Origin of the sequence: Kineothrix sp. MSJ-39, assembly GCF_018917935.1 — a bacterium.
Lineage (GTDB): Bacteria > Bacillota > Clostridia > Lachnospirales > Lachnospiraceae > CAG-194.
This window is the reverse complement of record NZ_JAHLPN010000011.1, coordinates 21,582-34,553: the sequence shown is the minus strand read 5'-3', so window position 1 is coordinate 34,553 and position 12,972 is coordinate 21,582. Positions and strand designations below refer to the sequence as shown.

The window sequence follows — 12,972 nt, the reverse complement described above, 5'->3', positions numbered from 1 at the left end:
TCTCCTTTATACCTGTCTTGGGATCCTGATCACAAAGGTCGTTCCGTCTTCTTTGCTGATCACATAGAAGGAAAGCTGATCTTCATAAGTCAGTCTGAGCCTTGTCAGCACATTGACGATACCATAGCCGTTTTTCCGGCTCTGGAAGCTGTTCTTCATATCTGCGATCGGCAGTTGCATCAATCCGTTGATCTTTTCGCAGGCATCCGGTGTGATCGGCGTTCCACTGTTGTAAACGGACAGCACCAGTTCTTCTTTTTCCCGCCGGATTGTAATCTCGATCCGGTAATGCTCCTGGCTGTCAAAGCCATACTTGATCGCATTTTCCACCAGCGGCTGCAGGATCAGCTTCAGCATTCTCTCCTGCTGCGTCTCTTCATCGCAATGTATCTCATACCGGAACAGATCCGCATTTCGGATCTGCTGGATCTCCATATAGCTTTTGACATTTTCCAGCTCGTCCGCAACCGTTACGATCTCCTCTCCCTTACTTAAAGAAAGCCGCAGGTATTTGGAAAGTGCCTGGATCATACGCATCGTCGTCTCTTCCTTATTGATGCGCGCCAGCATATAGATCGTATCCAGTGTATTATACAAAAAGTGCGGGTTCATCTGATTTAAGAGCATATTGACCTCGACCGTCCGCAGTTCTTTTTCCTGCGACTTCACCTCTGTCACAAGCTGCTCGATATTACCCAGCATTTCATTATAAGAATGTCCGATCTGATCCAGCTCTGTTCTGGTATGCAGTTCCTCCATCCGTGTATAGTCATTTCCGTGAAAACCTGCCATCTTTTTACTGATCTTCTGAATAGGCAGGGAAAGGCGCTTCGAAAAATAAACGCTTAATATAACAGCAAACAGCATAACAAGCAGGAAGATCATAACCAGTACCGTTAGAATCTTTCCCATGCCTGCATACAGTACAAAATCCGGTACAAAGATCGAGATCGTCATACCACTGTCCTTCTGGCGGTAAGCACACAGCATTCCGTTTCCTGTCTTCTCCCGGCTGATGATCATACCGGTTCCTTTCGCAGCACTGATCCGTTCCTGCACATACGAAAGTGTATTTTTTGATTCTGTTTTTGTTCCGCTCTGAAAACACACCGCTCCGTCCGCATCCGTGATCTGCATCAGAACGCCCGGATCCAGATTTTTCTCACTTCCGGCGATCTCCTGCAGAAATGCCGGGTCCATCTTCAGAAAGAGCATGCCCGGCTCATGCACATAATCCATGTTATGCACATATCGGCCCACAAAAAGAGCTTCCTGCCCTGTGCCGAACAGCGTATCCTCTGTCCAGAACCACTTTGTTGTGGCATAGGAGCCTTTCAGAAACTGCTCCATCCCGCTTTCCCGGAATGCATGAAAGGTCAGCTTGGAGTATGATTTTGTATACACGTTCTTTTTATTGTCCACATAACAGTATTCCGCCACATCATCCAGATTGATATAGGCAAAATATTTACTCAGTGCACTTCTCTGTGTCCCGCTCATGGCAGAGGAACGCAGGCTTTTCTGCACACTGTCATACGTGATACAGTCTGCCGTTACCTCATCTGTTTTTTCATATAAAAGATCTAAAGAAGCCCCCAGATTTTCACACATCGTATTGTAGGTGTCCATCATGACGGTTTCCTGGTTTTTCTGTACGACCCAACTGACGCCGCCACAGGACAAAAGCAGGGCGAGCAGCAACAGTGCTACCGTATATTTGATGTATTTTCTCTGGATACCCGATCTCGTCTTTTGTTTTTTCATGCCTCAAATTCCTTTTTGTAATCGCTTGGCAGCATACCGGCATACTGCTTGAACAAGTGCGTAAAATAAGAAGGATTGCTGATCCCGACCGTTTCACAGATCGTGCTGATGCTGACATCCCCTTCCTGCAGCATCTTCTTCGCCTTCTCCATGCACTGCTGCAGCAGATACTTTTTGAAGGTCATCTGCATAGCATTTTTGAACACTCTGCCGAAATACACCGGATTCAGATAGACATGCGAAGCCACCGATACGATCGACAGATCTTCATCACGCAGATTTTCCGCAATATAGCTGAGTGCTTCCGCCATATATTTCTCCGTGGAGCCGCCGTCCTCTCCCGCTGCGATCTCCTGTCTGTCATGGATCGCTTCCAGCAGGATCTTATAGCACACATCCACTGCTCTGGCAGGGCTTAAATTCTGCAGATTCTGGTAATATCTGCTGATTTTATCTCGCAGGCGGTCTGTCATGCCATAGGTTTCCATCAGCATATCATCCGCATGGATCATCAGGTAATGAATGTAGCTGCACTGTTTTTCCTCTTCCGGCGGCAGTTGGTAAATAAAGGAAACAAACGCATTTTTCAGATCCGCATCCGCATTTTTGCGGACTGCACCAAGGATCGCCGTGATCGATTCCATCATCTCTCTCTGTTTGAAATCCTCTTCCGGCTTCTGCATGGCAAAAATGCCTTCTCCGTTTTCTCCCGCCTGCAACAGGATCTGATCCGCTTCCTGACAGCATTTCTGCAGCCCTTCAATTCCCTTGTACGGTCTGGAAACCGCAGCCGCAACCGGTCTGTCGATCGCTTTTCCCGCCTGATCAAGTACCTGTCTTGCCGCCTGCACCGCGCTGTTGTCCTCTGTATGCAGGATATAGATCAAAACACCCGATCTTCCGACAAAGTGGAAGCATGGATACAGTGGCAGCAGCTCTGTTTCCAGATACTGTGCCAGAAGCTGTCTGCTTTTTTCAAAATCTGCCGGTGCGGTGATCTGATAAACAAGATCGATATCCGCAAATACAGCAATATATTTTTCATTGGGCTGTGGCATCTCCTCGAGCGTCTCAAAAATTTCCAGCATCTGCTCCGGCAGAAGTTCTCCGCGGATATATTTTTGCACCATAACCTGCAGGAAATTATTTTCATCCCTGCGCAGGATATCTTCCATCTTATGCAGCTTCTTTGTTTCCCGGATCTTTTTCATGCACTGCTCATAAGCACCCGTCATCGTTTCCGTCAGCTTATCATCCTCGATCGGCTTTAAAAGATAAGCGTACGCACCCATATCGCAGGCTTTCTGTGCATATTCAAAATCCCTGTAAGCACTGAGCACAATAAACAGGCAGTCAATACCTCTTTTTGACATTTCCTCCATGACCATCAGACCACTGATCTGCCGCATCCTGATATCCGTCAGCACAACATCGGGCCGCTCTTGTTCAATTACCCCGATCGCCTGCTCGCCGCTCATGGCACTTCCGACAACACGAAAGCCCATCTGCTCCCAGTCATAAGTCTGCAAAAGTCCCTGCAGTAGAATTGCCTCATCATCCACGATCACCAGTTTTAATAATTCCATGCCCTGCCTTCCTTTCTGTTCATCGCCCACAAAAGGGCAGACTGTGGCAGTTTATCTATCTTCTTACATTTATTGTACCCGTTTTCCCGCCGGGCAGGTATCATTTTTTATAGATGCACTGTTAAAAATAATACCAGACAATACTGTATGATATGAAAAAAGACCATTTTTCGGATGGTCTTTTCTCTCTATAAGTATGTTATCACCATTTCTATTCTGTACGGATCGCAGCCAGCGGACTTAATTTCATCGCCCGCAGGGATGGGAAAAAGCCTGCGACCATACCGACCAGTACCGCAAACACGATCGAAAGCGCAGCCAGCCACAATGGGATATAGGAAAGCCCCACGCTGGCACTGACCGCTTCATCCACACCGAGATCAACCGTCTTGACCACAGAGTTGATCACCGCCGACAAGCCATAGCTGAGCTCCAGACCGATTGCACCGCCGATCAGACCGATATAGCCCGCTTCCATCAGGAACATGCTCTGGATATTACGCATATCACAACCGAGCACCTTCATAATACCGATCTCCTTTGTCCGTTCATAAATCGACATCATCATCGTATTGGCAATGCCGATCGCCGCAACAAACAGAGAGACTGCACCGATCCCACCAAGTGCCAGTTGGATATATTTATACTGTCCCTGCATGGAGGCAACCCACTCTGCATTTGAAGTCGCCTGATAGCCCATGTCATTGATCTCATTTTGGACCTGTTGGACATAATCCATATTATCGACATTCACGATAATGCTTGTATAGTAAATATCTTTATAGGCTTTTCCATTTGCCGTTGTAGGCTGACCGGGGATCACAGAACCCCTGAATTCCTTTCGCAGAAGTGTTTTAAGCTGTTCCAGATCACAGAATACATAACTACTGTTACTGTTGTAATCCTCCATGCCGCCGGCCACGACGCCCGCGGTATCCACTACATATTTCTTTGGCATGGTAACTGCCTGTCCTTTGTCATCCGTACCGCCCCAGATCGCATTATAGTAGCGGTCCACATCAAAAACATATAAAATCGTATCTGTCATCAGGTCGATATCCGGCAGTGTGCCGTTATACCAGTAGCCTTCTCCGGTCTTGTCATTATAGAAATCGCCCAGTACCATATTGCCGTATACAACGGAAAGCTGCCCCTCTCCCGGCTGTGGGAGGCTTCCTCTTCCCAGATTCAGCTGCAGATTCTGCATTTTATCCGCCGCCACACCTCTGATCTGAATATTTGCCTGAAAACCGCCGGAAATAGCAAGCGCATCCGTATCCAGCACCGGATAGGCATCCTTCACATGATCCAGCTGCAAAATATTATCCACAAGATCATCATCCAGATGCTCCACTGTCTGCGACTGGGAAGCAGCTCCGGTAATAGAGGAATCCACCGTATAAGAATCCTGTTCAGTTACGGTAACAGTTGTTATTCCACCATATTTTTCAATTTCAGCCATAGATGCTCTGGAAAGCCCCAGTCCGAGTGAGATCATGACCACAATAGATGCGGTACCGATCACAACACCAAGCACGGTCAGAAACGTCCGCACTTTCCGTTTCCACAGACTGCTTAAGCTCATGCGAAGCATATCACGAAATTTCATCCGCGTCGTCCTTTCCGTTTTCGTCCTTTTCTCCGTCAGCTGCAGCATCTGTTTCGTCTTCATCCTCTTCCAACAGATCGAGCTCTTCCGCAAGCATCTTTTTCGCTTTACGCTTTTTCAGAAGAATTATAATAACAGTTGCTATCACAAGCAGGATGACAACAATCAATGTAATAATTACAGCCTTTTTGCTGCTTCCCGTGGAGTCGTTGTATTCTATTTCCTCCATATCCCAGTCATCCATACCGGACAAGCCTGTATCTTCCGTTACCATCAGAGTCATTTCCTGTTCATAGCTGGATTCATTGCCCGCTTCATCTTCATAAGTGATAACTGCCTTGATCGTTCCGTCGTCTTTTGTGGCAGCCTGCCCGGTCACAAGTGCGTCTACCGTTCCGGTACCGCCTGCCTCGATTTTACCGATAAAACTTTCACCACCGGTAATGGAATCACCTTCAAATTTTACCTGTACATTATACAATGTCGTTTTTCCTGTATTGTAAATGCTGAACATGATATCAGCTTCGTTTCCGACCGAGATCGTAGCCGGCAGGATCTCCGGTGTACTGAGTTCGAATTTTGCTGCCTGATGGATCGGAATCGATACATCTGCTGTAGACGTATATGCCGTATAAGAATCATCTTCATAATCCATTGTCACATCAAGCTGATACGGCTTCTGCGATAGATCGGATTTTGCTGTCATTTCTATTGAAAGATCTGTTGTGGCATTTTTGCCGATAGAGCTGATATAAGCTGTATTAGAACCGGATGTCGGCAGAAAAGCAGCATACGTATTTTCCGTATCACTGCCTTCCGACGGTGCGGTAAAATTAACAAGCATATTGGATACTGCCGTTCTCTTGGATGTATTTTTCAAATGCAGTGTCAGCGTAAAGGTATCTCCCGCATTGACCTCCGCCGGATCGGTCGTAAATCCTGTTACAATGACACGCGGCGTCGAACTGCCGCTTCCCTCTGACTCGATATTACCACTGCCCGGTGCACCGACAACCTTGACATAAGTAGTCAGTGTCGCACTTTCCGCTTCCGTTCCCACATAATATAAAGCGGTAAACTGCAGCTTGTAATAGCCTGACGGCGCATCCTCTCTTGTTTTCAGCGTCCAGGTCAGCTCCCGTCTTCTGTCCATATCACTCTGTCCGTTGCCTTTTCCCGGCAGATCTGTGATCGTCTGCGTATAACCGCTGGTTTCGATCTCAAACGGCCATTCTGTTACCGCATTTGAAATAACAGGCGTTACAGATATATTTGCAAGGTTCACACTGCCCATATTGACAACCGGAAGCACAATATTGACATTCTGTCCGTAGGTTGCAACCGGTGTGACCCAGTCACCTCCCACCATCACAAAGTCACTTGTGGAGGATGGATTCACATTCGTATCATCCTGACCACTGTTATCATCGCCTGCTACAAGTGCATCGATCGCTGCCTTTGCACTTGAGACGCAATCCTCAATGCTGGCAGAAGTGGAAAGTCCCGATTTATTCTTATCCTTATCCGCCGTTCCGATCAGCTCCTGATATTTGGCAACAAGATCATCTATCTTTTTTGCTGTCTCTGCATCGGTCTTCAGCTTTGTAATACTGCCATAGTCCCCAATCTCTTTTACTGCATCTTCTTTTTCTTCCTGCAATGTATCTGTCTTTGTCGTCTGCTGTGTTCCTGATGTTTGTGTTGCCATAACAGGCGTTACATTTCCCAGAACAAGCATTGCTGTCAGAAGTGCAATTCCTGCTTTTTTCAATTTCATAGTCATGAAACGAACTCCTCCTTTATTTCATGCGCTGTCTACTCTATTATTGTTCTCTTCCTGCTTCAATACTGACGATCTTACCATCCGAGATCCGGAAGATCCGGTCTGCAAAGCCTGCCAGATGATCATCATGCGTTACCATAACAAGTGTCTGGTTTTGTTCATGGATAATCCTCCTGATCAGTTCCATGACCTCCGCCGAGGTATGGGAATCCAGATTTCCCGTCGGCTCATCCGCAAAAATGATCTGTGGATTCACAACGAGTGCCCTGGCAATACCGACCCTTTGCTGCTGACCGCCTGACATCTGTGTCGGTTTGTGATCCTTATGCTTGGAAAGTCCTACCAAATCCAGTACCTGTGCTGCTTTTTCCAATCGTTTTGCTTTATCCATTCCCTGAAAAGTAAGCGGCAGTGCCACATTTTCCACGGCACTTAAAGCCGGCAGAAGATTAAACGACTGAAAGATAAAGCCGATATGCTCTCTTCTGAATTTAACAAGCTGATTCTCGCTTTTCTTTTCAATATGTTCTCCCGCGATCACGATCTGTCCCTTTGTTGGCTTTTCAAGGCCTGCCAGCATATTCAGCAGAGTAGACTTACCGGAACCGGATGTACCCACGATGGAACAGAATTCGCCCTTTTGTATCGTAAAATCCACGCCGTTGAGCGCCTTTACCTTACTGTCGCCGACACGGTATACTTTATAGAGGTCTTTTACACGGATAACTGTTTTACCTGCCATTTATCGCTCCGTTTTCCAAAATGCCGCACTGTACGGTGCCAGCTCGCTGCCACCGCCGAAATCATGTGTATCACCTGTTATTAAATCAACAGCCTGTCCACAGCCAGCATCAAAATGTGCTGTATAGCTGTTTTCATCCGCATTGATCGCCACAAAAACTCTTTCATTTGCTGTTTCTCTTGCAAAGATGCACTGTCTGTTTGTCAGTACCACACTGCGGAAGCTGCCATAGTTCAGTGCTTCGCTGTTCTTCTTTGCTTCTGCCAGCTTTGTGATGAAAGCAGACAGTTCATTATAGACAGGTGCGTCAAAGCTTGCCCTAAGTGCCGGATCGCCCTCGCTCTTATTTGCCTTTGCGCCCCATTCGCTTCCGTAATAAACACATGGGATACCCGGCATACCGAACATCATGGCATAGATGAGTGGCAGATGCTTTTCGTTTGTCAGATTGCTTGCAATTCTCGAAACATCATGGTTATCTACAAATGATAACAGATGTTTCCCTTTATATAACGTCCAATTCTCCGGTCCAAACTGACGCAGCAGAGAATGAACGATCTCAAACATATTCATGCTGTTGAAGCTGGAGAACAAGCCTTTGTAGCACTCGTAATTCGTTACGGAGTGGAACATCTGGTCATTCATCATTCTGTTATAATCACCGTGCAGCATTTCTCCTACTAAGAAGAAGTCCTGCTTCTGACTGTCACAGAAGCTCCGCAGACGTCTTGCGAAGTCTTCGTCCAGACAATATGCCACATCCAGACGCAGTCCATCGATATCAAATTCTTCGATCCAGCCCTTGATCGCACTGAAAATGTGCTGTACCACCTCTTCGTTTCTGAGGTTTAACTTGACCAGATCATAGTTGCCTTCCCAGCCTTCATACCAGAGCCCGTCATTATAATTGGAATTGCCACCGAAATCGATCCGGGCAAACCAGTCTTTATACCGGGAATTCTCACGATTCTGCAAAACATCCTGAAATGCCCAGAATCCTCTACCCACATGATTGAACACACCGTCCAGCACCACACGGATACCTTCCTTATGTAATGCAGCACATACTTTAGCAAAATCTGCATTTGTGCCAAGGCGCTTATCGATCTTTGTATAATCTCTTGTGTTATAGCCATGCGTATCAGATTCAAATACCGGCGAGAAGTAGATCGCATTTGCTCCCAGCTTTTTGATGTGCGGGATCCAGTCGATCACTTTCTGGATTCTGTTTACTTCCACACCGTCGTTTTCAAACGGTGCCCCGCAAAAGCCCAGCGGATAAATCTGATAAAACACGCTTTCATATGCCCACATAATTTCATTCCTCTTTTCTGAAGTTTGTTTTCCTTATCTTGTTTTTCTTTGGTGCTCATTATGTATTTGCTCACAAATCCGTGCTATCGCACTCCACATCCTGCTACGGTATCCCTTGCAGGATATTCGTTCGCTAATGGCGCCAGAAAAACAAATGCCACCTGTCATGAACCACTGCTCATGCATAATCGTCTACGACGATGAGCCGTGGCTACATCATGCATCTTCGATGCATGACAGTTGTCGCTTGTTTTTCTTTAGCGCTCATTATTATATCACACTCCGGCGGCAAAACCAAGATACGGCTCCGGATTCCATGCATGGAATATGTGAAATATCTGTGTCATCCGGCATTTCCTCTCTTATTTTACACATCCTGTTATTTTATACGAAGCCGATTCTCATAGTTGACATAAGCACAATTCACCGGTCGTCACATTTTGCAAGATGTCTTGCAGGCCTTTTCCCCTCCCTGCAAAAGCCGGATTTGGGATAAGTTATCCCCTTTTCCCGAGAAATCCACACTTTCCACATAGTTATCCACACATTATGACAAGCCTGTCTTCTCCGAAATTTGCTGTCTAAAATTGCAAAAAATGCATGTCATAATTGATTTTTCGAGATTTTTCGACATTTTATCAATTTCATAACATGCATTTTCCTTTTTCTTTTATGTCAACTCTTTTGTGTGGATATCTTTTGATATCTTACGTTATTTATCTGTTTCTGTGTTTTTCCAGAAGTTATCCACCGCCTCTGCGCAGCTCTCTCCGGTGACGCGCCGATAAGACTGCCACTCCCGTGGGAACAGTTTCTGATACCCGGTCTGCAAAAAGCGGTCATCTAAAAGTGCCACGATCCCGCGATCTGTTTCGCTTCTGATCACCCTGCCTGCTGCCTGCTGCACCTTATTCATGCCCGGATACCGATAAGCAAAATCAAATCCGTTTTTTCCTTCCGCATCAAAGTAGTCCTTCAACATTTCCCGTTCAAAGCAGACCTGCGGCAGACCGGTTCCGACGATGATCGCACCGATCAGACTTTCCCCCTTCAGATCGATTCCTTCCGAGAAAATGCCGCCCAGCACACAGAATCCCAACAAACTTTTTTCTTCCTGTTCGATTTCCATATGCACAAGGCTTTCCCAGGAAAGGGCACTGTTTGTTTCAGCTGTATCTGAAACGGATTCTGCTACCGCAAAACGCTTCAGGAACTGTTCTCTGGCCGTTTCGTTCATGTATTCCTGCTGCACGATACATTCCTGTGTTTCTTCTATATAAAAGCGGTCCATATAACAGTTATATACCTGCTCCAAAAACTGGTGGGACGGAAAGAAAATCATGTAATTGCCGCTTCTCTGCGTCACAATATTGGAAATATAGGCAGCGATATGATAGTATTCCAGCTCGCAGCGTCTTGTATAACGGCTTGTGACATCACTTGCCAGAAGCAGCTGCATCTGTTCCTTATGGAACGCAGAGCTTGCATACACTTCAAAATCTTCCTTTGTTCCACCCAAAAGCTGCTTATAATACTGGATTGGCAGAAATGTCGCCGAAAACAGGATTGAAGCCACACCTTCGTCCATACATTCCTGCAGACGTAAAGAAGGGTCGATACAGTATTCCCGGATCAGAAAGCTGCCATCTTCTCTGAGGCGCGTATAGATCCGGTAATGCTCGTCCAGCCGTTCACTGACATCGAGAAACCGTCCGGCTTCAAAATAAAACTGCAGGATCTCCTCCCGCACCGGGCTGTCCTCATGATCCTCCAGATAAGTCCCGATCGCGCTGTGCAATCTTGACAACTGCATCGTAAAACTGCCTGCAGACTCCACGACCATATCGCACTTCTCTTTTTTAAGGGCAAGCAGTTCCTTATTGCAGCGGTCAATATACTTATCCAGTCCCGTCTTGTATTCCTTAATCGTCTTTTTCAAAGCAAGAAAATCTTCTTTCACAAGCTGTGCACTATACATTTCCCGTCCACGTTCCACAAGATTGTGTGCTTCATCAATCAAAAACAGATACGGACCTTTGATCCCCTCCGTAAAAAAGCGTTTTAAATGTACATACGGATCAAACAGATAGTTGTAATCGCAGATCACCGCATCCGAAAACAGGCTCATATCCAGCGACATTTCAAACGGGCAGACACAAAACTGCTCCGCATACGCCAGCACCGTATCCCTGTCAAAACAGTCCCGTTCCTGCAAAAGTGCATAAATTGCATCATTGATCCTGCTGAAATGTCCTTTCGCATAAGGGCAGTCCACCGGATTACAGCTGCACTCCTCCAACGGACAGATTTTTTCCTTTGCCGTCAGCAGCACCGTTTTATAGCAGAGCCCTTTCTCTGCCAGAATAGAAAAGGCTTCCTTTGCCACCGTTCTGGTAATCGTTTTTGCCGTCAGATAAAAGATCTTATCCGCCTTTTCCTCTCCGACCGCCTTCACCGCCGGAAAGATCGTCGAGATCGTCTTTCCCACGCCGGTCGGTGCCTGAATGAACAACTTCTTTTTGTGGCAGATCGTCTGATACACATGTCCGACCAGTTCTTTCTGTCCCGCCCGGTACGCAAACGGAAAGGCAAGTGCATGGATGCTCTCCTGCCGCTTCTGATGCCATTCATAAGTGAAATCTGCCCATTTTTTATATTGATCCATAAGATCCCAGAACCAATTTCGAACTTCCACTCTGGTATAGGTTTCATGGAAATATTTGATCTCCTCCGTATCCATATTGCAATATGTCATACGGACACCGATCTCCCGCAGATCTTCTTTTTCCGCCACAATAAACGCATAACAGAGTGCCTGCATCAGGTGGACTTTCTTAGGTTCCTTGATATGCTTCAGATCCTGATAGGTGCCCTTGATCTCGTCCACGATCACCTGCCCGTTTTCCCGGTGGATCACGCCATCCGCACGCCCCTCGATCTGGATCCGATAGTTCTCATAGGGCACCGTATACCGAAGAGGCACCTCCGCTTCATACTCCAGCCCCATACGCTTCTGGATCATCCTGTGGATCCTGCTGCCGTCCTGCATGGCATCCGGCGAAGCCGCATGTCTGTTATCAATATCACCTTCCCGGAAAATAAATTCCACAAGATTCCGCACTGAAATCTGAATATCCACATTGGCACCTCCTTTCTGTTTTCTCTGCCTGTGTTTTCTGTCTGTATCTTTATCTGTATTTGCTGCCTGCCGTTATCTGTATTTGCTGCCTGTGTTTTCTGTATTTGCTGCCTGTATTTCCTGTCTATTTTCTATATTGCCTGACTCCTCTGTCAGGATTCATATATAGGACCTTTCTTATTGTCTCCCACTGCATGGGAGGTGTCAAGTCTCGTATGCAGGTTATGGATGGCGGCTTGCCTATTTTCATCCATCTTTGTTATTTTTATCGATTTTGGATGAATCTTAATTTGCCCTTCTGGGATAAATTCATCCATTTGCATCAATTGTCCTAAAAAAGGCGAAAAATCACAGCAAATTTTCCATCACATTCTCGCTTTCTTTCATTTTATGCCTTATTCTTCATACTTTTTTTGCTTTAATCTTTATTTAGGACGAATCCTGCCTTTTAGCCCCTGCTGTCATTCATACATATTTGCTGAAAATCATTATTTTGTATGAATGACAATACAGCCCCCAGCAAAACAGAGACAAGATACTCTCTGCGAATCTCGCTCTGATCAGCGGTCGTCAAATGCACCGCATAAATGCGTGCATTTTCCTCATCGCCATAACAAAAACACCCCCGACGTTGTCGGGGGTGTTTCGTCTGTTCCTGCCATATACTTAGCAAGCCATTGCGTACTTACCAAGATATTTTTCAAAGCCTTCATCATAGCCATGACAGCAAACTGTCAATGCCTGTCTGAAATCCAGAGCTAATACGCCTAAAATGGATTTTGCGTCTACTGTATAGTGATTATAAGAAATGTCAATGTCAAAATCGCATGCGGATGCTCTCTTTACAAATTCTTTTACTTCATCATGTCTTAAAAAAATCTTGTGTTGTGTCATAGAAATTACCACCTTTCTTACTATGCCAGAATACTGATTTTTTGTTTCATTGTTTGCATTATACCCAATTTGCGCAAAAAGTAAAGTATTTATTTTAATACAATTTTGCTTTTGGGCATTTTCCGTGCAATCCTGCACAGT

At 45.9% G+C, this 12,972-nt stretch carries 8 protein-coding genes; all 8 read right to left on the bottom strand.

Annotated elements, in window-relative coordinates:
- Positions 1 to 6: 6 nt before the first annotated feature.
- Complete coding sequence (locus tag KQI22_RS08430; RefSeq protein ID WP_216551641.1) at positions 7 to 1,764, bottom strand: sensor histidine kinase; 1,758 nt, start codon at positions 1,762 to 1,764, stop codon at positions 7 to 9.
- Complete coding sequence (locus KQI22_RS08425) at positions 1,761 to 3,350, bottom strand: response regulator (RefSeq protein ID WP_216551640.1); 1,590 nt, start codon at positions 3,348 to 3,350, stop codon at positions 1,761 to 1,763. Before KQI22_RS08425 ends, KQI22_RS08430 begins: the two co-directional genes overlap by 4 nt.
- A 211-nt stretch (positions 3,351 to 3,561) precedes the next feature.
- The gene (locus tag KQI22_RS08420; RefSeq protein WP_216551639.1) at positions 3,562 to 4,959 is read right to left on the bottom strand and encodes an ABC transporter permease; all 1,398 of its coding nucleotides are present in this window, start codon (positions 4,957 to 4,959) and stop codon (positions 3,562 to 3,564) included.
- Positions 4,946 to 6,742 carry a COG1361 S-layer family protein gene (locus KQI22_RS08415; RefSeq protein WP_216551638.1) on the bottom strand — a complete coding sequence of 599 codons (1,797 nt, stop codon included), beginning with the start codon at positions 6,740 to 6,742 and terminating at the stop codon, positions 4,946 to 4,948. Before KQI22_RS08415 ends, KQI22_RS08420 begins: the two co-directional genes overlap by 14 nt.
- 40 nt (positions 6,743 to 6,782) lie before the next feature.
- The gene (locus KQI22_RS08410; protein WP_216551637.1) at positions 6,783 to 7,484 is read right to left on the bottom strand and encodes an ABC transporter ATP-binding protein; all 702 of its coding nucleotides are present in this window, start codon (positions 7,482 to 7,484) and stop codon (positions 6,783 to 6,785) included.
- A complete protein-coding gene (locus KQI22_RS08405; RefSeq protein WP_216551636.1) occupies positions 7,485 to 8,798 on the bottom strand; it encodes an alpha-amylase family glycosyl hydrolase in 1,314 nt (437 codons plus the stop codon).
- A 712-nt stretch (positions 8,799 to 9,510) separates the two neighbouring features.
- On the bottom strand, positions 9,511 to 11,937 hold the full coding sequence (locus KQI22_RS08400) for a helicase C-terminal domain-containing protein (RefSeq protein ID WP_330623313.1): 2,427 nt from the start codon (positions 11,935 to 11,937) through the stop codon (positions 9,511 to 9,513).
- 666 nt (positions 11,938 to 12,603) lie between these two features.
- Entirely contained in the window at positions 12,604 to 12,831 is a 228-nt protein-coding gene (locus KQI22_RS08395; RefSeq protein ID WP_022004622.1) for an HPr family phosphocarrier protein, read from the bottom strand.
- Positions 12,832 to 12,972 lie beyond the last annotated feature (141 nt).